This is a genomic window from Hyphobacterium vulgare (genome assembly GCF_042643335.1).
GTDB lineage: Bacteria > Pseudomonadota > Alphaproteobacteria > Caulobacterales > Maricaulaceae > Hyphobacterium > Hyphobacterium vulgare.
The window spans coordinates 598,574-620,236 of the sequence record NZ_JBHRSV010000001.1; the positions used below are offsets into that span (position 1 = coordinate 598,574).

Below are 21,663 nucleotides of genomic sequence, written 5' to 3' on the forward strand. Positions count from 1 at the left end.
AACGCTTTGAGCCTAGGATCATGCCGAAGCGGGGGACACCATGGCGGATTCGAACAAGCCTGACGACACGCGCCCGACCCGGGCCGATGCCGACGATGTCGCCGAGGCCATGATCGGGTTCGACACGCGCATCGTCAGGACCGTCTGGGACACGATCATCCACACGCCGCGCGTGCTACAGGCCGCTTATGCGGGCGACCGCGACCTCTACATTCCCATCATCCGGATTTTCCTGATCCTGTTCGGCATGCAGTTCGCGGTGATGGCCTTTGTGGGCGTGCCCGTCTCGCTGACCACGGAATCCTTCGCGACAACCCCGGAAGCCGCAGCCCGGCTCGATGCCTGGCTGGCGGCAGAGGGACTTGACCGCGCCGCGGTCGACCAGACGCTCGAGCGCGCGGCCAGCCTGTCGATCACCGCACTGATCCTGCTGTCCTCACTGCCCTACATACTGTTGATGAAGGCCTATCGCCCATCCCGTTCCTTCTACGGGCATGTGCTGGCCTATCTGCTGACCACGAATGTGTCCTACATCATCATGCTGCCCATCCTGGCGCTGGCGGTGTTCGGCAACTTTCTGTTCTGGTACCTGGTCTCGACGACCATCGGTCTGTTGACCTATTTCGCGGCCACGGCCCGGATCTTCGCCAGCCATTACGCGACCACGGTCGCCGGCGTGATCTTCAAGACCCTGGGCGTAGTCCTGTTGTTGCCGCTGTCGTTCATCATTGTCGGAACCGGACAGTTTCTCGTTGCCGAGTTCGCCTTGCAGACCTTCCACGACACCACGTTTCTCGATCTCATGACCACATCGCTGGAGAATCCTTCGCAATGAAATCCCGTGAAATCCACCTGACGGCCTATCCCAAGGGCGAACCCGGCCCCGGCAATTTCGAACTCGCGGAAGTCGACATTCCCGCACCGAAGGACGGGGAAGTTCTGGTGCGCAACGCCTGGCTGTCGGTCGACCCCTATATGCGCGGCCGGATGAGCGGAATCCGCACCTATGTCGACCCCTTCCAGATCGGGCAGGCCATGGAGGGCGGAGCCGTCGGCGAAGTGATCGAGAGCAACAATCCCAAATTCGCCAAGGGCGACTGGGTGCTGTCGATGAATGGCTGGCGCGAAGCCTATGTCAGTGACGGCAAGGGCCTGCAGAAGATCGACACCAGCCTGCTGCCGCCCCAGGCCTATCTGCACATTGCCGGTCTGACCGGCATGACCGCTTATGTGGGGATCAAGCGGATCATCGACCTGAAGGAAGGCGAGACGCTGTGGATGTCGGCGGGTGCCGGCGCGGTGGGCTCGGCCGGTATCCAGTTCGCCAAGGCGATGGGCGCGAAGGTCGTGGCCACTGCCGGCGGCAAGGAAAAGTGCGACTTCTGCCTCGAGATCGGGGCTGATGCGGTCGTCGACTACAAGGACACCGGCAATCTGGCCAAGGCCATCCGCGAAGCCGCGGGCGGCGGGGTCGATGGCTATTTCGAGAATGTCGGCGGCAGCCATTGGACCGCAGCCCTCGAAGTGCTCAAGCCGAAGGGCCGGATCGCCGCATGCGGCATGATCCAGCGCTACAATGATGCCAGCGCCCAGCCCCTGCCCGACAACCTCACCAACATCGTCGCCAAGTCGCTGATGATCCGCGGCTTCATCGTCACCGACCACATGGACATGATTGGCGACTTCATGACCGATCTCGCGCAGTGGATGATGGCCGGAAAGATCCAGACACGCGAGACCGTGCGTGACGGGATCGCGTCGATGCCCGACGCCTTTCTCGGCCTCTTCCGCGGAGAGAATTTCGGCAAGATGCTGGTCAAGCTGTGACGACGAGTCCGAAGCCGCGCAATGATGATGTCGAGGATTTCGTCGAAGACATCCTCGGCTTCAACTTCCGCAGTTTCCGGACGATCTACGCCCTGTTCGTCAAGCCGCGTGCCGTGTTCCAGGCTTACGCGGACAGAGACCGGGAGGCCTACACGCCGAGCCTGCGGATCTGGCTCGGCATCATCGGCATTCAGGTCCTCTTTTCCGTGATCTGGGGTGGCTATGGCGGCCTGTTGCTGTCGCAATGGGAAAGTGGTGACACCAATGTCGCGCTGATCGAGCAGGCCATGGGTGGGCCGATCGAGGAAATCGCGCGCCATTATGGCGACGTGGCCAATTTGCTTCATGCCGTTCTGGTAGGGGGCATGACCGGTCTGTCGGCCTTCCTGATCGGAGCCTTCAACAAGTCGCTTCACTGGACGGCGCGGATCAACATCACCTTTGCCATCCTGTCGGTTGCTTCGGTAGTCGGACTGCTTCTGCTCGTCGTGACCGCCGTAACCGGTCACTTCACCCTGATGACCTGGTCCCTCCCGGTCATCGCCCTGCTCTACGGGATCACATTCTACCGGGGGGCACCGGGAATCCTGGCCAGCACCAGGACCGGCGCGATCGTGAAGGGATTCCTGTTTTCGCTGACGGCGATCCTGCTCGTTTTTCTCGGCGGACTGATCATGGCCCTGATCGGCTTCGTCTACGCGGCGATCCGCGTCAACGGCGGCTGAGCTTCCCGACCAGAAATCCGCCCGCCATCGCGCCGGCCAGTTCGGGCCATGGCGCAGCGGCACCGAACCATTCCAGGCCGTAATACGCGGCCATCGCCGCGGGTATCGCCACGATCAGGGCGCGAATCGCCGGCAGGAAGGATCGGCGGCGGGGCTGTGTTTCAGCGCGGAACATCATTCCGTTTACCCCGCAATAACCACGCCGCATGCCCGATTGAGTGCTTTTTCACCAAAAAAGCACGGATTCATGCGGCTGAACGGCCCAAACGCCTTGCCATACAGCCCTCCCGTGTCCTCAATGGCACTCGTAAAACGGAATCGTTTCCCCGTCGGGATCACACCCGGATGTGGAACGACCATCAATCACTGGGGGAGTCCCTGACCATGAACAAATCCGATCTCGCGAAAGCGGTTGCCGACGCCACCGGCCTGTCCAAGTCGCAAGCCTCTGACGCCGTCGACGCCACCGTCAACGCCATCGTGGGCGCGGTGAAGAAGAAGGACAGCGTCCAGCTGGCCGGCTTCGGCACCTTCTACGCCAAGCACCGCGATGCCCGTCAGGTCCGCAACCCGCGCACGGGTGAGACCATGATGTCGAAGGCCAAGACGTCGGCGGCTTTCCGCCCGGCGGCTTCGCTGAAGGACATCTGATCCGCACTCACGGATCGCTGAATTGAAAACGCCGCCCTCAACGGGGCGGCGTTTTTCTTTGCCGGTTGGCCGGCCCGTGAATCACGCCGCGTCTTCGGACCGGGCCCGGCGCGAGCGTTTCATCGCCTCGGCGATCCGGAATGCCATGTCGATGGCTTGATCGGCATTGAGACGCGGATCGCAATGCGTGTGGTAGCGCGAGGACAAATCCGCCTCGGTCACGGCGCGCGCGCCGCCGACGCACTCGGTCACGTCCCGCCCGGTCAGTTCGAAATGAACGCCGCCGGGATAGCCGCCCTCGCCGGACACCGCCTCCATGAAGCCTTCCAGCTCCATGACGATGCGGTCGAAATCCCGCGTCTTGTAGCCGCTCCGGGTCTTCACTGTATTGCCGTGCATCGGATCGCACGACCACACCACGCTGCGGCCCTCGCGTTCGACCGCCCGCACCAGCGCGGGCAGACGGTCGCGGACCTTGTCCGCCCCCATGCGTGTGATCAGCACGAGACGGCCGGGGTCGTTTGACGGATTCAGACGGTCGATCAGGGTAAGAAGCTCGCCCGGCTCCATCGTCGGGCCGCACTTCATCCCGATCGGATTGGCGATGCCGCGCATGAATTCCACATGGGCCCCGTCGGGCTGCCGCGTACGTTCGCCGATCCACAACATGTGCGCGGAGCTGGCGAGCCACTGCCCGGTGGCCGGGTCGCGGCGTGTCAGCGCTTCCTCGAACGGCAGGTGCAGCGCCTCGTGGCTGGTGTAGAAGTCGACGCTTTCCAGGCTCCTTGCCGCATCGCCCGACACGCCGCAGGCGCGCATGAAATCCAGCGCTTCGGAAATCCGCTCGGCCATTTCGAGATAGCGTTCGGTCGCCGGGCTGTCCTTGACGAATTCGAGCGTCCACTGGTGGACGTTGTTGAGGTCGGCATAGCCGCCGGAGGCAAAGGCGCGCAGCAGGTTCAGCGTCGAGGCCGACTGGTCGTAGGCCTTGATCAGACGGGCGGGGTCCGGCACCCGCGCGGCCCCCTCGAACGCCATGTCGTTTACGCTGTCTCCGCGATAGCTCGGCAGCTCGATCCCGTCCTTCACCTCGGTGCCGCTTGAACGGGGCTTGGTGAACTGGCCGGCGATCCGGCCAACCTTCACCACCGGGCGCGAGGCCGCGAAGGTCAGAACGACGGCCATCTGCAGCAGCACGCGGAACGTGTCGCGCACGCCATCGGCGGAGAATTCCTTGAAGCTCTCGGCGCAATCCCCGCCCTGCAACAGGAAGGCCCGGCCCGCAGCCACTTCCGCGAGCTGGCGCTTCAGCCGCCGCGCTTCGCCGGCAAACACCAGCGGCGGCCGCGCGGACAGCTCCGCCTCGACCCGGGTCAAGGCATCCGCATCGGGATAATCCGGCAATTGTTGCGCCGGGCGGGAACGCCAGGAGGCAGGTATCCAGGCCGTCACGTCAGCTCGCTCCAAGTTCGGGCGGGGTCCATTTTTCGCGCAAGGTTACCATTTCTTCCGCGACTGTGGGGTGAACGGCGCAGGTTGCGTCGAATTGTCCCTTGGTCAGTCCGGCCTTCACCGCAATCGCCGCGGCCTGGATGATTTCGGGCGCGTCGTCGCCCGCCATGTGAACGCCCAGCACACGCTGGTCGTCAGCCTTCACGACGAGCTTGATGATCATCCGGCTGTCGCTGCCCGACAGCACATTCTTCATCGGCCGGAAGACCGATTTGTAGATGTCGATCTTGCCGTGCGTCTGCCGCGCCTGATGCTCGGTCAACCCGACCGAGCCGACCGGCGGCTGGGTGAAGACGGCGCTGGCAACATCGGCATGGTCGAACGCCGTCGGATTTCCGCCGAACACGGTCTCGGCAAAGGCCGCGCCCTCGCGGATCGCCACCGGGGTCAGCTGGATCCGGTCGGTCACATCGCCGACGGCATAGATGTGGTCGGCCGTTGTCTTCGAAAACGCATCGACCTTCACGGCCCCGTTCTCGCGCGTTTCGACACCCGCGGCCTCGAGGTTCAGCCCTTCGGTCTTCGCCACGCGGCCGACCGCATGCATCACAACGTCCGCGTCGATCGTGTCACCGGTATCAAGGTGCACCGCCTTCCAGCCCTCGCCCCGGTCCTCGATCCTGACCGTGTTGGCATGGGTGATGACCCGGACGCCGGACTTCTTCAGCTCTTCGTGGATGTGGGCACGAATGTCGTCGTCAAAGCCGCGCAGCACCGTATCGCCGCGATAGACGAGGCAGACCTCGCTGCCGAGTCCGGCGAAGATCTGCGCGAATTCGCACGCGATATAGCCCCCGCCATTGATCACGACATGCCGGGGCAGCGTGTCGAGGTGGAAGGCCTCGTTCGAGGTGATCGTCAGATCGTCGCCCGGAATGTCGAGCCGCGCTGGCGTGCCGCCGACCGCGATCAGGATGTGTTTCGCCGTGATCGTCCGGTCGGATTTCACCAGGCGGATCGTGTGTTCGTCCTCAAACACCGCCCGGTCCTCGATGATTTCCACACCGCTGTTGGAAAGATTCTTCCAGTAGATGCCCGACAGGCGCGACACCTCGTCATGGACCGCGTCGATCAGCGTCTTCCAGTCGAAGGACACGTCCTTCGCCGTCCAGCCATAGCCCTTGGCGGCGGTGAAGCCCTTCCCGTAGGCACTGGCGTAGACGAGGAATTTCTTCGGGACGCAGCCGCGCACGACGCAGGTCCCGCCCACCCGGTATTCCTCGGCGATGGCGACCTTCGCGCCCTTCATCGCCGACATGCGCGCGGCGCGCACGCCGCCTGAGCCCGCCCCAATGACGAAGAGGTCGTAGTCGAACTGAGCCAATACGGTCTCCTAGAGTTCCATCACACGGGCGCCGCTGTCCTCGCCCACGATCACCACACGGGCGAGGCCGAGAAACAGGCCGTGTTCCATCACGCCGGGGATGGCCTTCAGCGCCCGGTCCGCCGACGGCGCGTCCGGGATCATTCCGCAGGCGCAGTCGAGAATGTAGTTGCCGCCATCGGTGATGAAAGGCTCCAGCCCGTCCCCCTTGCGGCGCAGCTGCACATCCGGGCGTTCGATACCGGCGCTGCGCAGCGCGTCGAACACCTTCTTCGCGGTGATCGTGAAGGCGAAGGGATCGACCTCGACCGGCAGCGGGAATTCGCCGAGCGCCCCGACCAGCTTGGTCTCGTCGATGATCACGACCATCAGATCGCTGGCGTGGGCAATGATCTTCTCGCGCAGCAGGCAGCCGCCCCCGCCCTTGATCAGCTGGAACTTCCCGTCGACCTCGTCCGCCCCGTCTACGGTGACGTGCAGGCAGTCGGCCTGGTCGACCGGGATGAGGGGAATGCCCGCCTCGCGCGCCACCTCGGCCGTCCGCTCCGAGGTCGGAACGCCCTTGACGCTCAGCCCTTGCGCAACGCGCTCACCCAGCTTCCTCACGAAGATCTCGGCCGTCGAGCCGGAGCCCAGGCCGAGCACCATCCCGTCCTGGACGTATTTGAGCGCAGCCACGGCGGCGCTGGTCTTCTGGTGCGAGGTGCTCATCATTCCACTCCCGCGAGGAGGACGTATTTCAGCTCGGTGAATTCCTCGACGCCCCACTTGCCGCCTTCGCGTCCGATACCGGACTGCTTCATGCCGCCGAACGGCGTGGAGGCGGCCCCGACCGTCGGGGCGTTGATGCCGATCATGCCGAAATCCAGCCCTTCGGACATGCGGTGCACGCGGCCGATATCGTTGGTGTAGAGATAGGCGGCGAGCCCGTAGGGCGTGTCGTTCGCCGCGGCGATCATCTGCGCCTCGTCCTTGGCACGATAGACAGACGCAATCGGTCCGAAAATCTCGTGGCACGCCAGGTCGAGCGCAAAACTGCCGCCCTCGATCAGCGTCGGCGCGAAGAAGCTGCCGCCCAGATCGGTGCGCGCCTCGCCGCCGACGATGATGCGGGCACCCTCGCGCCGGGCAGACTCGACAAGACCAGAGACGCGTTCGACAGCCTCGTCATGGATCAGCGGTCCGACCTCGACCCCGGCCTCGAACCCGTCGCCGACCTTGATCTTTGCCACCTTGGCTTCCAGCGCCGCGATCAGCTCCTCGGCGACACTGTCCTGAACGATGATGCGGTTGGGCGAGACGCAGGTCTGGCCCGCGGCGCGGAATTTGCCGCGTACGATCCCGTTCGCGGCTTCCTCGATGTCGGCATCGTCCATGACCAGGAAGGGCGCGTTGCCGCCCAGTTCGAGGGCGACCCGCTTGATGCCGTCGGCGGCCTGCCGCATCAGGATTTTCCCGACCTCGGTCGAGCCGGTGAAGCCGACGAGGCGAACGTCCGGCGATCCGGTCAGCACCGGGCCGATCGCTTCCGCGTCGCCGCACACCACGTTGAACACGCCTGCCGGAATGCCGGCCCGGTCCGCCAGCTCGGCGAGCGCCAGCGCAGACAAAGGGGTTTCCGGCGCGGGTTTCAGAACGATCGTGCAGCCCGCCGCCATCGCCGGCGCGCATTTGCGCGTCACCATGGCGGAGGGGAAATTCCACGGCGTGATGCAGGACACGACCCCGACCGGCTGACGCACCGTCCAGCCGCGCGAGCCTGGGATCGGCACGGCGATGGTCTCGCCATGCATGCGCTTGGCTTCCTCGATCGACCAGTCGACGAAGGCGGCGCCGTAGATCACCTCGCCCTTCGCCTCGGGAAGCGGCTTGCCCATTTCGGCGGTGATCAGGACACCCAGATCGTGCTGATGCTCGACGATCAGATCATACCACCGGCGAAGGATCCGGCCGCGCTCGAACACGCTCGTCTTGCGCCAGGATTTCAGCGCCTCGGCGGCAGCCGCGACCGCCGCCTTCGCGCCCTCGGCGCCGACATCGTGAACCTCGGCCAGCGCGCCGCGATTGGCGGGATTGTACACCGTGAACCGGCTGTCCCCCGTCTCCCAGCGTCCGCCGATATAGGATTCGGTGCGGAACAGAGCGCGGTCCTTGAGCCGGTCGAGCGGGTTCATTCAGCCTTCCCCTTTGCGTTTCGTCATGGCGGCCCGGAAGCGGGCGGCCCAGCCTTCCTTGTTCGCCTGCTTGGCGCGGGCGAGACCCAGCGCGTCAGCGGGTACGTCGTCCGTCACCACGCTGCCGGACCCGGTGTAGGCCCCGGCCCCGATCGTGACCGGCGCGACCAGCGACGAATTCGACCCGATGAAGGCCCCATCGCCGATCACCGTCCTGTGCTTGCCGAAACCGTCGTAATTGCAGGTGATGGTTCCGGCCCCGATATTCGCGTTCGCGCCGACCTCGGCATCGCCGATATAGGAAAGGTGGCTGGCTTTCGCGCCCTCTCCCAGTGTGGATTTCTTCACCTCGACGAAATTGCCGACCTTGGCCTTCGGCCCGATGTCCGCGGCAGGGCGCAATCGGACGAAAGGACCGACCTGTGCGCCGGCCCGCACCCTGCAGCCTTCCAGATGCGAGAATCCGTGGATGACGGCGTTGTCCTCGACCGTCACGCCGGGGCCGAAGAAGACATTCGGCTCGATCAGCACGTCGCGGCCTATCCGGGTATCGAAGCCAAACCAGACCGTCTCGGGAGCGATCAGCGTCGCCCCCTCCTTCATGACCTCGGCGCGCTTGCGTGACTGCCATGCCGCTTCGGCGTCGGCCAGGTCGGCGCGCGAATTGACGCCCAGCACCTCGGCCTCGTCGCCATGGACTGCGACGGCTTTCAGCCCTCGCGCGCGGGCCAAGCCGACGACATCGGTCAGGTAGTATTCCTTGTTGGCGTTGTCGTTCGTCACCTCGCCCAGCAACTCGAACATCAGCGCCGCATTGCCGGCCATGACGCCGGAATTGCACAGGCGGACCGCGCGTTCTTCCGCGCTGGCGTCCTTGAACTCGACGATCTTCTCCAGCTCACCGCCCGCATTCACGATCAGCCGGCCATAGGCTGCCGGATCGTCCGGCTCGAATCCCAGGACCGCGACCGACGCACCGCCTTCAAGCGCTTCGAACACGCGCGAGACCGTTGCTGCCGTGATCAGCGGCGTATCGCCGTAGAGCACGATCATATCGCCGTCGAACCCCTTCAGCGCCTGTTCCGCGGCACGCACGGCATGCCCGGTCCCGAGCGGCGGATCCTGCAGCGCGGTTTCCGTCCCGGCGGCTTCGCCCAGCGCGGCGATCTGCGGCGACTTGCGGCCATAGACGGTCACGATGCGGTCCGCGCCGGACTGGCGGGCAAGATCGATGGCCCATTGCACCATCGGCCGGCCGGCCACGGCGTGAGCGCATTTTGGCAGGTCGGATTTCATCCGCGTGCCGAGTCCGGCGGCGAGGATGACGGCTGCGCGAGGCTGAGGCATAAGCGGGGCTCCCGGGAATTCGCGAGTCTGCGTCGGGCTATAGCCCATCGCCGCGCACGATGCGACAGCACCGGTTACGCCATATGCGTGAAGGAGATCAGTTTTGTTTTCCGAACATGTCAGCGGGGCCTCGATCGTCTTCGACCTGGACGGCACGCTCGTCGATACCGCACCCGATCTGGTGCGCGCACTCAACGAGGTGGTCGAACCGGAGGGGCTCGAGCCGGTGCCGGTCGCCGAGGTTCGCGCCATGGTCGGCCGCGGCGCCCGCGTCCTGATCGAGCGGGCCTATGCCGCCCAGGGGCGGCATCTCGAAAGCGACGACGTCGACGCGCATGTGCGCCGCTTCATCGATGTCTATCGCGGCGGAATCGCCGACCGGAGCCAGCCCTTCACGGGTTGTATCGAGGCGCTCGAAGGGCTCAGGGCCGCCGGGGCGACGCTGTCGGTTTGCACCAACAAGCCATCGGAACTGGCCGACCTGCTGCTGCGCGAACTGGGTATGGAAAAGTATTTCAGCCGGATCGTCGGGCCGGAACGCGCGCCGGCCAAGAAGCCGGACGCGGCGCATCTGTTCGCTTCGGTCGAAGCCGGTGCGACGCGGATCGTCATGGTCGGGGATTCGGAGCCGGATGCCACCTGCGCAAAGGCTGCGGGGGTTCCCTGCATCCTGATGACGCACGGCTACAGCGAGATACCGGTCGGCACGCTGGGTGCCGACCGGCTACTCGAGTCATTCGTGGAATTGCCGGATGCCCTGGAGGCGATCCTGTCACTCAGGCCCTGATTCAGGCCGAGCGGCGCTCCAGCTCGGAGTCGTTGGCAGAGCTGGGGCCATGGTCATTGGCCGCGACCGTACGGCGCGGCATGCCATTCACCATGTCCGAACGGACATCGGTACGAGCCGAACGCATCGCGGGCATGAAGCCGGCATCGACGAGATCCACGGAGACATTATAGCCCCGTTCGGACCAGTACGCTTCGATACGCTGCTTCAGACGGCGCGCGCCTTCGGGCGTGCAATAGTCATTGGTCATGTCAAAAACCTCCGTAACGGCAGGACCACCGGGTCCGGCCAGCGTTACGTGCACTCCCCTTGAAGAAAGCAGTGACGCCGCCTCATCGCGGCGTGACCGCTGCGCCTCATATAAGGACCGCGCCTCTGTGACGATAGTATGACCGTGCGTCAAGTCGCCGCAGGATGAATTTCTCGTCACTTACGCCGGTGCTTGACCGTCCGTTGGACGGCTCGTATAGCACCGGCCTTCCTGTCGGGGGCGATTAGCTCAGCGGGAGAGCACCTCGTTCACACCGAGGGGGTCAGTGGTTCGATCCCACTATCGCCCACCATTCCCCGGCCATTTAAGTCCGATTTTCCAATTGTCCGGCGCCATTCCGCAGCATCACGTCACGATCAGGTGTTGCGAACCATTCGCATTTTTGACAGAACGTCTCCAACACGAAGGAGACATGTCCCATGCGCCTTGAAATTTCATTCGCCGCGCTCGCCGCGTCGGGGGCCATCCTCGCCGCCTGCGGCGGTTCGGACACCACCGGCGACTCCCGGGCAGCGAACGATGCCGCGGCCGGCGAGTCGCGGGTGGTCAACATCTACTCGGCCCGGCACTACGATTCGGACCGGATCATCTATCAGCGCTTCACCGAGGAAACCGGCATCGAGATCAATCTCGTCGAAGCCAATGGCGACCTGCTGATCGAGCGCGTTCGCGCCGATGGCGAGCGCAGCCCGGCCGACGTGATCGTGACGGTCGATGCCGCACGCCTCCACCGCGCCGAGCAGGCCGGTCTGTTCCAGCCGATCGAGGACCAGGACATTCTCGCCCTCGTCCCCGCAGAACTGCGTGACCCCGAAGGCTACTGGCTCGGTTTCACTGCACGCGCACGCGTCATTGCCTATTCGACCGAACGCGTCGATCCGGCCTCGCTGACCGGCTACGAGGCCTTGGCCAGCGAAGAGTGGGACAACCGCCTGTGTATGCGGTCGTCCGACAACGCCTACAACCAGTCCCTTCTGGCATCGCGCATCATCGCCAATGGCGAGGATGCCGCCGAGCAATGGGCCAACGGCATCGCGGCCAACCTGGCGGTTCCGCCGAGCGGCGGCGACACCGACCAGATTCGCGCCATCGCGGCGGGCACCTGCGACGCCTCCTTCGTGAACCATTACTATTACGTCCGGCTTGCGAATTCCGAGACTCCGGAGGATCAGGCGGTGGCAAACACGGTTGCGCTGTATGCGCCGGCTCAGGAGTACGGCGGCGCGCACGTGAACGTCTCCGGTGCCGGGATCGCCGCCGGTGCGCCGAACCCGGATGAAGCCCGCGAATTCATCCGCTTCCTGCTCAGCGACGAAGCCCAGCGGGTCTTCGCCGAAGTGACGAACGAAATCCCGGCCCGGTCCGGCGTGACCTACGACAATCCGCGAGTCGAGGCGGTTGCGGCCTGGGCCCGTGATCCGGTCAATCTCGGCGAGCTGGGCGACCATACCGAAGCTGCAGTGCGGATCTTCGACCGCGCCGAATGGCCGTGATCTCAGTCTGGCGGCGGCGAGTCGGTCTGCCGCCGGTTTCCGTAATTCTGGCCGTGACGGCAGCGGGGGTGGCAACGCTCCCGCTGCTGGCCGTTCTCGTACTCGCTGTCACGGGCAGCGGGGCGGACGGCTATCTGCAGCACCTCGCCTCGACCCGCCTTCCCGGCTATGCCGCCAACACGGTCCTGGTGCTGGTCACGGCGGCGGCTGGAGCCGCGCTGATCGGAACCGGTCTTGGGTGGCTGATCGCGCGGACCCGTTTCCCGGGCCGGAGCATCTTCGAATGGGCACTGGCCCTTCCCCTCGCCATGCCGGCCTATATCGCGGCCTATGGCTGGCTCGACCTGACCCTTGCAGCGGGTCCGCTCGGCGCCTTGCCGACGGTCCGCGGCTGGTGGGGCGCGGGCGTGATCTTCGCGGTGACGCTTTACCCTTATGTCTACCTGCTGACCCGCGACGCCTTCCTTCGGCAACCGCCGCACCTCGAGGAAGCCGCGCGCGCCCTCGGCCGCTCCGGCGCATCCGCATTCCTGACCATCGCCCTGCCCGCCGCCCGGCCGGCGATTGCGGCCGGACTCGCCCTCGTGGCGATGGAAGCCTTGGCCGACTATGGCGCAGTCATTCATCTCGGCGCCCCGACCCTGACCGTCGGCGTGCTGCGGGCCTGGTCCGGGGCGGGGTCGCTGGCGGATGCCGCCCGGCTCGCTGTCATGATCGTCGCGATCGCCCTGGTGCTGACCACGCTCGAACGCGCGGGCCGCTCGCGGGCGCGCACGGCTGGTCAGCGCAGCCAGCCCAACCGGACCGCTCTGGGACCCGGCGCTGCTTTGCTCGCCATCATCGCCTGCCTGACGCCGCTGCTCCTGGCGCTCGTCGCGCCGCTGGCCCGGCTTGCCTGGCACGCGCTTCACTCCGAGCCGGCGCGCAATGTCTGGAATTCGTCGCTGAATTCGATCTCGCTCGCCGCCGTGACGGCTTGCCTGGCCGCACTGTTCGGTCTGGCGAGCGCCTATGCGCTGCGCTCCGGCGGACGCTTCGCTGCCTTTCCCGTCCGGACCGCCATGCTCGGATACGCCGCGCCGGGCGCTGTCGCCGCGGTCGGCGTCCTGGCCGTTCTTGGCACCCTTCAGTCCGGGCTGGACCGCGCCGCCGGCGGGATCTTTCCCGTGCTTCTGACCGGCACGGTTCTGGCCCTCGTCTTCGCCTATCTCACGCGCTTTGCTGCAGCGGCAATCGGTCCGTGCGAGGCCGCACTCGGCCGCATCCCGCCCTCGCTGGATGAAGCCTCGCACCTCGCCGGAGCCGGGCCGGTCCGCCGCTTCGTGCAGATCCACTGGCCGCTCGCCTCGGGCGGCATTCTGGCCGCCGCGCTGATCGTCTTCGTCGAGGTGCTGAAGGAGCTTCCCGCCACGATGATCCTGCGGCCTTTCAACTTCGACACGCTCGCCGTCGTCGCACACAATTACGCGTCCGACGAACGCCTGGGTCAAAGCGCCCTGCCCGCGCTTGTGCTCGTCGCGCTCGCCCTGCCGGCCATGGCGATTGTCGCGCGCCAGGCCATCGCCCCCAAACGCATCGAGGTCCGATGACACGCCCGCTTCTGTCCGTTCGAGATGCGCGCTTCCTGCGCGGCCGCCGCGAAATTCTCAGCGGCGTCGATCTCGACCTGCCCCAGGGTGGAATCGTCGCACTGCTCGGACCGTCCGGCAGCGGAAAAACCACGCTGCTGCGCGCGATTGCAGGTCTTGAACGTCTGGACGGGGGAGAAATCTCGACGCCGTCCGGCATCCTCGACAACCAGACGGCCTGGGTGCCTCCCAATCGTCGCGGATTCGGGCTTGTCTTTCAGGACGGCGCCCTGTTTCCCCACATGACCGCGGTGATGAATACCGCCTTCGGATTGAACCATCTCGCGGGCAAGGCGCGCCGTGACGAAGCGATGATCTGGCTCGACCGGGTCGGGCTGGCCCATCGCGCCCATGCCTATCCCCATGAATTGTCGGGCGGCGAACAGCAACGCGTGGCACTTGCGCGCGCGCTCGCGCCGGGACCCCGGTTGATCCTGCTCGACGAACCCTTCTCCAGCCTCGACCGGTCGCTGCGTGACGACCTCCGGCGAAGCACGGCCAAATTGCTGGCGGCCTCGGGGATTTCGGCGCTTCTCGTGACCCATGACGCCGAGGAAGCCATGGAAATGGCTGAGACGATCATCCTGATGCAGGAGGGCCGGATCGTGCAGGCGGGACCGCCCGAAGCGCTGTACGCCCGGCCCAATTCACGCGCCGCCGCCCGTCTCCTGGGACCGGCCAATATCTGGACCGGGACGGTCAGGGAAGGCGGATTGGATTCGCCGATCGGCCACGTCGAAGCCCCCGACATTCCCGACGGCGAAACCGCACACCTGATCGTCAGGCCGGAGCGCACAAGGGTCGGAAGCGGCGACACATTCACATTGGTCACGCGGACTTTCCGCGGCGGGGCTGTCGACCTGGTCACCTTCGCGCCGGATGGCAGCGAATGGTGCGCCCGGGTGGCGCCGGACGGACTGCCGGAAAGCGAAAGGGCCGGCCTTTCGGCCAGCCCTTCGGATGTCGTGATCGTCAGGGACTGACGGTCAGGCGGCCTTGCTGACCCGGGCCTCTTCGATCCGGGCCCGCGCCATTTCGTCCGCAATGACGTTGGAGGGGCGACCCTCGGATTCGGCGCGGTCGAGAATCTCGCCCAGCGTCTTTTCCAGACCGTCCAGCTTGCCCTGCACCCAGGCAGGATCGAAATCACCCTGGATTTCACCCATCACATTGATGATGCCGCCGGCATTGATGACGTAGTCGGGGGCGTAGAGAATGCCGCGCTGCTGCAGCTGTCCGCCCATGTCGCGAGTCGCGAGCTGGTTGTTCGCCGCACCAGCCACGATCTTCACCTTCAGGCGGTCGATCGTTTCCGGATTGATGATGGCGCCGAGGGCGCACGGGGCGAACACGTCAACGTCCTGGTCGTAGATCGCGTCCTTGTCGACGATCTTCGCTCCGAATTCCTCGGCGATTTCCTTCAGCTTCGGCTCGTTGATATCGGTGATCACCAGTTCCGCACCCGCCTTGGCCAGGTGCCCGATCAGATAGTGACCGACGTGGCCGCATGCGCCCTGCACGGCGATGCGGACGCCCTGAAGATCGCTCATCCCGGCGCGCTTCACACAGGCCCGGATACCACGGAACACGCCTTCCGCCGTCACCGGCGAGGGATCACCCGACGCCGCCTTGCCTTCAGGCAGGCCGGTCACCCAGCGGGTTTCCTTGCGGACGGTCATCATGTCGGCCGGGCTCACGCCCACATCCTCGGCGGTGATGTAGTTGCCGTTCAGGGCCTCGATGGCCCGGCCGAAGGCAAGGAAGAGTTCTTCGCGATCGAAATCGCCGTCCGGCTTCATGATCACGCTCTTGCCGCCGCCGATCGGCAGGTCGGCCATCACATTCTTGTAGCTCATGCCTTGCGACAGGCGCAGCACGTCATTGAGCGCAGCCGCCGAGTCCTCGTAGCGCCACATGCGGCAGCCCCCGACAGCCGGACCGCGCACGGTCGAGTGCACGCCGATGATGGCCTTGAGGCCGGTCTTCTCGTCGGTGGCGAAAAGCACCTTCTCGTGGTTGTCGAAGGACGGGTGTTCAAAAACGCTCATGTGGCGATCCTTGGATGGGACGCGAAAGGGGCCGCCGCCGGAAGGCGGTTGGCAAACGCGGCGCGGGGATAGCCGCTGAAACCTGTTTGCACAAGAACGCGGCGCTTAGGTTTGGAGCAGTTTTTTCATGCGGCGGCGCAGCATGAAAAGTACCTCTGCTTCGAACCAGGGATGCTTTTTCAGCCATGTATTGTTGCGCCAGGACGGGTGCGGCAGGGGCACGAAATCCGGTGCATACTCGGCCCAGTTCCGCACCGTTTCGGTCAGGGTCGGCCTGGCCCGCTTCCCGAGATGAAATTGCTGCGCATGACGACCGACAAGGAGCGTCAGGTCGACCGCGTCAAGCCGGGCGTCGAGTTCACCTTGCCACAGTGGCGCGCACCGCCTGTCAGGCGGCCTGTCGCCCCCCTTTGCGTCGAGCCCGGGAAAGCAGAATCCCATCGGGGTGATCGCGATCCTGCTTTCGTCGTAAAAGGTCTCTTCGTCGACGCCCAGCCAGTCCCTGAGACGGTCACCGGACGGGTCGGTGAACGGCATACCGGAGGCATGAACCCGTGTACCGGGAGCCTGGCCGATGATGCGCACTTTCGCACGTGCAGCACCGCGGACGACCGGGCGCGGATCGAGCCGGTCGGCGCAAACCCGGCATGCACGGATGCGGGCGAGCAGGGCTTCTAGCGACTCGCTGGATTCGGTCATGCGTCCGCGGCAGGGACGGCCAGCCGGTAGACACCGCGGAAATCGTCCGGATCCACCGGCCTGCCCTTGCGCAGGATCACAATCCGTCCTGCACGTGCCAGCCCGATGGCGGCGGCGCGTACAGCCCGCATGTGACGGTTCCAGTTGTCCGGCTCGATATCCTTGGCCACGTCGGACGGGCAGATCGACTTGCCGGGACCGCGCTTTTCGGTCAGGCGAAGGATGGAGGCTTCGATGGTTTCGGGGCTCATGCTACCCGTCTAACGCGGGAGAGGACGAATGCGAAGAGATCATCGCCCCTACTGGATGCATCAGGCTTGGGAGCGTTTCGAGAATGCGTGGGCACGGCATTTCCTGCATCCGCATTTCGAACGTATAGGTCCGGCCGCGAAAATCGTGCGGCCCTGGCATGTCGAGGTCTTCGGCCCGAACATTTCCGTCGGGACCTCGCTGCATGTCATCGCCTCCCGCGACTCGGTCGTCCGCTTCACCGTCTGGGCCCCGCACGACCGCGAGGCCGCGATCGAGATCGGCGATGCCTGCCTGTTCTCCGGCGGCACGCGCATCCTCGCCGCGAAACGTGTGACCATCGGCCATGCCTGCATGTTCGCGGCCAATGCGACCGTGACCGACTGCGACTGGCACGGCCTGTACGACCGGATCGACCCCGCACCCGAGGGCCGGCCGGTCACGATCGGCAACAATGTCTGGATCGGCGATGGCGCTTTCATCGGCAAGGGAGTGACGATTGGCGATCATGCCGTCGTGGGGGCCCGGGCCGTGGTCACCCGGGACGTCCCGGCCCATGCCGTGGTGGCCGGTTCGCCGGCGAAGATCGTGAAGATGCTCGACCCGGAGGCTCCGATGCGCACCCGTCTCGACCAGCTGGGCGAGGTTCGCACGCTCACCCGCTTCATGGACGCAGCCTATCGCAATGCGCTTAAAGGAAATTCCACCTTCGGCTGGCTCCGCTCGCGCTTCCTGCCGCGGCGCGGCGACTGACGCGATGTGGAGCCCGTGCATCCAGGTCTGCTTCGTCGACCCGGAACGCCAGATTTGCGTCGGGTGTTTCCGCTCGATGGAAGAATTGGCGCGTTGGACCCGCTACAGCGACGCGGAACGCGCGGCGATCGGAGATGAACTGCCGGCCCGCAGGGAAGCCTATCGTGCGGCAAAGGAGGCGAAACGATGAGAAATTTTCTGCTATTTGCCGCCGCTGGCGCGCTGACCGCGGTCATCGCCCTGATCCTGGTGCCGGCTGCGCGCAATCTGCTGCCCGAGAATGTCGATCCGGCGAACGCGCTCTATCTGGTGCTGCTACTGGCTTTTTTGCTGGTCGCGCGCACGCACCGTTTCCGGGCCAATTTCGGCCAGTCGGTGTTCTACATCGCGGCATGGGCCGGCATCATCGCGGCATTAGCGCTGGTGCTGCACATGTTCGGCGTCTAACCGGCCACCCACGCCTCGCGGATCAGCGAGATTGCCGTGACGGCCAGCCCGACCGCGAACAGCCGCTTCAGCGTGGCCGCCGGCAGCTTGTGGGCCAGCGACGCGCCAACCGGAGCCAGGAAGAAGGCTGAAGCCGCCAGGATCGCGAAACCGAGCAGGTTCACATAGCCGAGCGAGAGCGGCGGCCGCCCCGTCTCGTTCCACCCCCACAGGATAAAACCGAGAGCGCCCGGTACGCCGATCGCCACGCCGAACCCTGCCGCCGTGCCGACGGCCTTGTGGATCGACCGGCCGCACAGCGTCATCATCGTCACGCCGAATACACCCCCGCCAATCCCCATCAGCGACGACAACAGCCCGATCAGGCCGCCGAGACCTGCGCGCGCCGGGCCGGTCGGCAGATCGTCCGCCAGCTTCCAGTCCGGGCGGCCGAAGAAGAATTGCGCCGACAGCAGCAGCGCCGTCACGCCGAACAGCGCGGTCAGCGCCCGGCCCGGCACGATGTCGGCGACGAAACCACCGACCAGCGCCCCCACGACGATCCACGGGATGAAGGTGCGCAAGACCTGACCGTCGACCGCGCCGCGTTTCGCATGCGAGGTCACCGATCTCAGCGAGGTCGCGACGATGACCGCCAGCGATGTGCCGACAGCCACCTGCATACGTGGACCGTCATCGTATCCGAGCAGACCGAAGGCAAAGTAGAGCGCCGGAACCATGACCACGCCGCCGCCGATCCCGAACAGGCCGGCGATCAGCCCGGCAAACGCGCCGGTCGCCGCCAGTCCGGCGGCCAGCCAAAGCAGGTCGGGGGTGGCGCTCACGCGGCCTCCCGCCGGCGGTCGATGGCATCGAGTGCCTCGTCGATCACCTCAAGTCCGGCTCCGTCGCGGTTGGCCTTTTCCGACAGGATGCGCCGCCATTGCCGCGCGCCGGGTTCACCATGGAACAGGCCCAGCATTTGGCGCGTGATGGCGTGCAGGCGCGTGCCCTCGTCGAGCGCGCGTTCGATGTAGGGCCGGTAGGCCTCGACCACCTCGGCGCGGCCGGACACCGGATCGGGTTCGCCAAAGAAGCGGCTGTCGACCTGTGCCAGAACAAAGGGTGTGTGATAGGCCGCCCGGCCCAGCATCACCCCGTCCAGGCCGGTCATTTCCGCCCGAGCGTGATCAAGATCGGCCAGCCCGCCATTGAGGATGATTTCCAGCTCCGGGTGCGCGGCCTTGAGCCGCCGCACCAGAGGATAATCCAGCGGAGGAATGTCGCGGTTTTCCTTCGGGCTCAGCCCGTTCAGCCAGGCCTTGCGCGCATGGACGGTGAAGCTCCGGCACCCGGCCGCCGCGACCGTCTCCACGAAGCCGAACAGCGCGGCTTCCGGCTCCTGGTCATCGACGCCGATCCGGCATTTGACCGTCACGGGAACATCGACCGCCGACCGCATCGCGCCCACGCACTCGGCGACCAGGGGCGGCTCGAGCATCAGGCAGGCGCCGAACCGTCCGGACTGCACCCGGTCGGACGGACACCCGACATTGAGATTGATTTCGGCATAGCCCATCGCCGCGCCGAACTTCGCGGCTTCGGCCAGCTCGGCTGCATCCGATCCGCCGAGCTGAAGCGCGACGGGTTGCTCGGCGGGATCGAAGCGCAGCAGGCGCGCATGATCGCCGCGCACCACGGCGGGCGCGGTGGCCATTTCCGTGTACAGCAGCGCGCGGCGCGTCAGGACGCGGTGGAAGGCCCGGCAATGCCGGTCCGTCCAGTCCATCATCGGCGCAACGGAAAATCTGCGGTCGAGATCGGTCATTGCCGCCTCTTTAGCGGCTCGAAAGGCGGAATGCGACAGTTCAGCGAGGCTGCCGCATTGACGCAGGGCATCGGGGCGGATTGCATGTGACCGGGGGAGTGACATGCAGGCATCGGGATTCGACTTCCGCCAGATGGCCGCTGAAGCCGGCGCGGCGCTGAACGACGGCAATGCCGCGGCAGCCCTGACGGGCTTTCGCGCCATCCTGGCCGCTGGCGGTGAGGATGCGAGTATCTGGTATGGTGTCGCGCTGGCCGCCACGGCGCTCGAAGACCACGCCGTGCGAACCGAGGCCATCACCAGGGGGCTGGAACTCGAACCCCACAATCCCCGACTGCTGATCCTCAAGGCCGACGACTACGCGCTCGCGGGAAACGACCGGGCCGCGGCGGCGCACTACAACATCGTTCTGCGGATGATCCCGGACGGCGCGCAATTGCCGCCCGATCTCGAAAAGGCCGTTGCGCGGGCACGGCTGAAATGCAGCCAGTATGCGGGCGAATACGCCGACAAGCTGAGCGCCAGACTGGCCGCGAAAGGCGTGGTGCTCGGCGGGGAGCGCGACCGCTTTTCGCGCTCCTTCGACGTCCTGACCGGCAAGCGGCAGATCTTCTACCAGGAACCGAAAGTCTACAATTTCCCGGAACTCCCCCAGGTCCAGTTCTATGACCGGGCGATGTTTCCGTGGATGGACCGGGTTGAAGCCGCCACGGACGACATCCGCGCCGAACTGATCGAAGTCCTGAGCGACGATGCCGCCTTCGCCCCCTATATCGAAGGCAAGAAGGACCGGCCGCAGAACGACGTCCACAAACTGCTCAACAATCCCGCCTGGAGCGCCTTCTATCTCTGGAAGAATGGCCGCCCGATCGAGGACAATATCGCCCGCTGTCCGAAAACGATGGCCGCCCTCGCGGGCGCGCCGATCCCGCAAATCCGGCACCGGTCTCCATCCATCCTCTTTTCGCTGATGAAGCCGGGCATGCATATCCCGCCGCATTCCGGCCTCGTGAACACACGGCTGATCTGCCACCTGCCGGTGATCCTGCCCGAGGGCTGCGAATTCCGCGTCGGCAACGAGATCCGGCAATGGGAGATGGGAAAGGCCTGGGCGTTTGACGACACGATCAATCACGAGGCGTGGAACCGTTCGAACGAAACCCGGGTGATCCTGCTCTGGGAGATCTGGCGGCCGGAACTGACGCCGCGGGAGCGTGAACAGGTCACGGCCCTGTTCGAAGCGATCGAGGACGAGGACGGCAGACGGCCCGACTGGGATATCTGAGCCGCAATTCGACCCCGGCTTTACGCTGTCCTAACCCCGGCCTGCTATTGGCCCGTGTGAATACGGGAGCGAGACATGGCCAAGGCGGTCTTTCACAAACACCAGCGGGTTTTCGTACGGCCCGTCGGAACCTGGGCTCTGATCGAACAGGTCAAGCCGCAATGGGTGAAGGATGTCGAAGAGCCGGTGCGCATCTACTACGATTGCGGTCTCGGCCGCGACTTCACGGCTGCGGACCTCGCCGCCGAACAGGTCGAGGATCATTCGCCTGACGGATGGCGCGTGCTGCGCGCCAGGAACAAGTGGCAAACCGAAACGGAGTGCGCGCACCACCCCTTCCCGGGGACCTATCCCGTGGTCGTGACCGACGAGCAGAACTGGGGCGGCTGGCGTGTGCCGGGGGCGGAATACGACCGGGATCCCCACAAGGTCGAGTTTCAGGCCCGCCTTATCGAGCAGGCTCCGGCCCTGCTGACATTGGCTGAATACTGGGCCGACCTGCCGGCGAGCAATCCCGACCTGCCCCAGGACCTGCTGGGGTTCTGCCGCCATGCCGGCGACATCGTACGGTCGATCCGTGCGACGGCAGACGAGCCGATGGTGCTCGACCGCCGTGAAAGCCCGGCGGCTTAATCG

At 65.6% G+C, this 21,663-nt stretch carries 25 protein-coding genes and 1 tRNA gene; 14 read left to right on the forward strand and 12 right to left on the reverse strand.

From position 1 onward, the window contains the following. Window positions 1-40: 40 nt before the first annotated feature. Genes ACFOOR_RS03250 through ACFOOR_RS03260 form a run of 3 tightly spaced genes read left to right on the forward strand, consistent with a single transcriptional unit; the run spans window position 41 to window position 2,552 of the window. Window positions 41-835: a hypothetical protein gene (locus ACFOOR_RS03250; protein WP_343163995.1), complete on the forward strand. Its 795-nt coding sequence runs from the start codon at window positions 41-43 to the stop codon at window positions 833-835. Beyond that, entirely contained in the window at window positions 832-1,827 is a 996-nt protein-coding gene (locus tag ACFOOR_RS03255) for an NADP-dependent oxidoreductase (RefSeq protein ID WP_343163996.1), read from the forward strand. The genes ACFOOR_RS03250 and ACFOOR_RS03255 overlap by 4 nt, the downstream gene beginning before the upstream one ends. After that, window positions 1,824-2,552, forward strand: coding sequence for a hypothetical protein (locus ACFOOR_RS03260; RefSeq protein WP_343163997.1), 729 nt, complete (start codon window positions 1,824-1,826; stop codon window positions 2,550-2,552). The genes ACFOOR_RS03255 and ACFOOR_RS03260 overlap by 4 nt, the downstream gene beginning before the upstream one ends. Here the strand turns inward: ACFOOR_RS03260 and ACFOOR_RS03265 are convergent. Next, on the reverse strand, window positions 2,539-2,730 hold the full coding sequence (locus tag ACFOOR_RS03265; RefSeq protein WP_380213741.1) for a hypothetical protein: 192 nt from the start codon (window positions 2,728-2,730) through the stop codon (window positions 2,539-2,541). The genes ACFOOR_RS03260 and ACFOOR_RS03265 overlap by 14 nt on opposite strands. A gap of 206 nt (window positions 2,731-2,936) precedes the next feature. On the opposite strand from ACFOOR_RS03265, the gene ACFOOR_RS03270 reads away from it, so the two are divergent. Next, the gene (locus ACFOOR_RS03270) at window positions 2,937-3,203 is read left to right on the forward strand and encodes an HU family DNA-binding protein (protein WP_039718716.1); all 267 of its coding nucleotides are present in this window, start codon (window positions 2,937-2,939) and stop codon (window positions 3,201-3,203) included. 81 nt (window positions 3,204-3,284) lie between these two features. Here ACFOOR_RS03270 and ACFOOR_RS03275 read toward each other — a convergent pair whose 3' ends face one another. Genes ACFOOR_RS03275 through glmU form a run of 5 tightly spaced genes read right to left on the reverse strand, consistent with a single transcriptional unit; the run spans window position 3,285 to window position 9,560 of the window. Further along, window positions 3,285-4,655, reverse strand: a complete 1,371-nt coding sequence (locus ACFOOR_RS03275; protein WP_343163999.1) for a class II 3-deoxy-7-phosphoheptulonate synthase — start codon at window positions 4,653-4,655, stop codon at window positions 3,285-3,287. Window position 4,656: 1 nt separating this feature from the next. Beyond that, complete coding sequence (gene gor, locus ACFOOR_RS03280; protein ID WP_343164000.1) at window positions 4,657-6,039, reverse strand: glutathione-disulfide reductase; 1,383 nt, start codon at window positions 6,037-6,039, stop codon at window positions 4,657-4,659. Window positions 6,040-6,048: 9 nt separating this feature from the next. Next, window positions 6,049-6,750, reverse strand: coding sequence for a ribose-5-phosphate isomerase RpiA (gene rpiA / locus ACFOOR_RS03285; RefSeq protein ID WP_343164001.1), 702 nt, complete (start codon window positions 6,748-6,750; stop codon window positions 6,049-6,051). Then, window positions 6,750-8,213 (reverse strand): NAD-dependent succinate-semialdehyde dehydrogenase, encoded by a 1,464-nt coding sequence (locus ACFOOR_RS03290; protein WP_343164002.1) that lies wholly within the window; start codon window positions 8,211-8,213, stop codon window positions 6,750-6,752. The genes rpiA and ACFOOR_RS03290 overlap by 1 nt, the downstream gene beginning before the upstream one ends. Continuing rightward, a complete protein-coding gene (gene glmU / locus ACFOOR_RS03295) occupies window positions 8,214-9,560 on the reverse strand; it encodes a bifunctional UDP-N-acetylglucosamine diphosphorylase/glucosamine-1-phosphate N-acetyltransferase GlmU (protein ID WP_343164003.1) in 1,347 nt (448 codons plus the stop codon). Window positions 9,561-9,663: 103 nt separating this feature from the next. On the opposite strand from glmU, the gene ACFOOR_RS03300 reads away from it, so the two are divergent. After that, complete coding sequence (locus ACFOOR_RS03300) at window positions 9,664-10,347, forward strand: HAD-IA family hydrolase (protein WP_343164004.1); 684 nt, start codon at window positions 9,664-9,666, stop codon at window positions 10,345-10,347. A gap of 1 nt (window position 10,348) precedes the next feature. Here ACFOOR_RS03300 and ACFOOR_RS03305 read toward each other — a convergent pair whose 3' ends face one another. Then, complete coding sequence (locus ACFOOR_RS03305; protein ID WP_343164005.1) at window positions 10,349-10,597, reverse strand: phosphoglycolate phosphatase; 249 nt, start codon at window positions 10,595-10,597, stop codon at window positions 10,349-10,351. A 238-nt stretch (window positions 10,598-10,835) separates the two neighbouring features. Here ACFOOR_RS03305 and ACFOOR_RS03310 point away from each other — a divergent pair. The 4 genes from ACFOOR_RS03310 to ACFOOR_RS03325 all read left to right on the forward strand — a co-directional run bounded on the left by ACFOOR_RS03310 (window position 10,836) and on the right by ACFOOR_RS03325 (window position 14,722). Next, a tRNA-Val gene (locus ACFOOR_RS03310) sits at window positions 10,836-10,910 on the forward strand. Window positions 10,911-11,037: 127 nt separating this feature from the next. Continuing rightward, complete coding sequence (locus ACFOOR_RS03315) at window positions 11,038-12,111, forward strand: extracellular solute-binding protein (RefSeq protein WP_343164006.1); 1,074 nt, start codon at window positions 11,038-11,040, stop codon at window positions 12,109-12,111. After that, window positions 12,102-13,700 carry an ABC transporter permease gene (locus tag ACFOOR_RS03320; protein WP_343164007.1) on the forward strand — a complete coding sequence of 533 codons (1,599 nt, stop codon included), beginning with the start codon at window positions 12,102-12,104 and terminating at the stop codon, window positions 13,698-13,700. Before ACFOOR_RS03315 ends, ACFOOR_RS03320 begins: the two co-directional genes overlap by 10 nt. Next, window positions 13,697-14,722 carry an ABC transporter ATP-binding protein gene (locus tag ACFOOR_RS03325; RefSeq protein WP_343164008.1) on the forward strand — a complete coding sequence of 342 codons (1,026 nt, stop codon included), beginning with the start codon at window positions 13,697-13,699 and terminating at the stop codon, window positions 14,720-14,722. Before ACFOOR_RS03320 ends, ACFOOR_RS03325 begins: the two co-directional genes overlap by 4 nt. Before the next feature lie 3 nt (window positions 14,723-14,725). Here ACFOOR_RS03325 and ACFOOR_RS03330 read toward each other — a convergent pair whose 3' ends face one another. The 3 genes from ACFOOR_RS03330 to ACFOOR_RS03340 form a co-directional block, all read right to left on the reverse strand. After that, window positions 14,726-15,787 (reverse strand): Leu/Phe/Val dehydrogenase, encoded by a 1,062-nt coding sequence (locus ACFOOR_RS03330; RefSeq protein ID WP_343164009.1) that lies wholly within the window; start codon window positions 15,785-15,787, stop codon window positions 14,726-14,728. A gap of 105 nt (window positions 15,788-15,892) precedes the next feature. Then, a complete protein-coding gene (locus ACFOOR_RS03335; protein ID WP_343164010.1) occupies window positions 15,893-16,486 on the reverse strand; it encodes a uracil-DNA glycosylase family protein in 594 nt (197 codons plus the stop codon). Continuing rightward, window positions 16,483-16,737: a DUF3253 domain-containing protein gene (locus ACFOOR_RS03340; protein ID WP_343164011.1), complete on the reverse strand. Its 255-nt coding sequence runs from the start codon at window positions 16,735-16,737 to the stop codon at window positions 16,483-16,485. The genes ACFOOR_RS03335 and ACFOOR_RS03340 overlap by 4 nt, the downstream gene beginning before the upstream one ends. 28 nt (window positions 16,738-16,765) lie before the next feature. Between ACFOOR_RS03340 and ACFOOR_RS03345 the strand changes: the two genes are divergently transcribed. Genes ACFOOR_RS03345 through ACFOOR_RS03355 form a run of 3 tightly spaced genes read left to right on the forward strand, consistent with a single transcriptional unit; the run spans window position 16,766 to window position 17,935 of the window. Further along, a complete protein-coding gene (locus ACFOOR_RS03345) occupies window positions 16,766-17,488 on the forward strand; it encodes an acyltransferase (protein WP_343164012.1) in 723 nt (240 codons plus the stop codon). A gap of 4 nt (window positions 17,489-17,492) precedes the next feature. Then, window positions 17,493-17,678: a DUF1289 domain-containing protein gene (locus tag ACFOOR_RS03350; protein ID WP_343164013.1), complete on the forward strand. Its 186-nt coding sequence runs from the start codon at window positions 17,493-17,495 to the stop codon at window positions 17,676-17,678. Then, window positions 17,675-17,935 carry a hypothetical protein gene (locus tag ACFOOR_RS03355; RefSeq protein ID WP_343164014.1) on the forward strand — a complete coding sequence of 87 codons (261 nt, stop codon included), beginning with the start codon at window positions 17,675-17,677 and terminating at the stop codon, window positions 17,933-17,935. Before ACFOOR_RS03350 ends, ACFOOR_RS03355 begins: the two co-directional genes overlap by 4 nt. Here ACFOOR_RS03355 and ACFOOR_RS03360 read toward each other — a convergent pair. Next, complete coding sequence (locus ACFOOR_RS03360) at window positions 17,932-18,759, reverse strand: sulfite exporter TauE/SafE family protein (RefSeq protein WP_343164015.1); 828 nt, start codon at window positions 18,757-18,759, stop codon at window positions 17,932-17,934. The genes ACFOOR_RS03355 and ACFOOR_RS03360 overlap by 4 nt on opposite strands. After that, window positions 18,756-19,742, reverse strand: a complete 987-nt coding sequence (dusA, locus tag ACFOOR_RS03365; RefSeq protein WP_343164016.1) for a tRNA dihydrouridine(20/20a) synthase DusA — start codon at window positions 19,740-19,742, stop codon at window positions 18,756-18,758. Before dusA ends, ACFOOR_RS03360 begins: the two co-directional genes overlap by 4 nt. 103 nt (window positions 19,743-19,845) lie before the next feature. On the opposite strand from dusA, the gene ACFOOR_RS03370 reads away from it, so the two are divergent. Together ACFOOR_RS03370 and ACFOOR_RS03375 are read left to right on the forward strand one after the other, a co-directional pair. Continuing rightward, complete coding sequence (locus ACFOOR_RS03370) at window positions 19,846-21,027, forward strand: aspartyl/asparaginyl beta-hydroxylase domain-containing protein (protein WP_343164017.1); 1,182 nt, start codon at window positions 19,846-19,848, stop codon at window positions 21,025-21,027. 75 nt (window positions 21,028-21,102) lie between these two features. Next, the gene (locus tag ACFOOR_RS03375) at window positions 21,103-21,660 is read left to right on the forward strand and encodes a hypothetical protein (protein ID WP_343164018.1); all 558 of its coding nucleotides are present in this window, start codon (window positions 21,103-21,105) and stop codon (window positions 21,658-21,660) included. Window positions 21,661-21,663 lie beyond the last annotated feature (3 nt).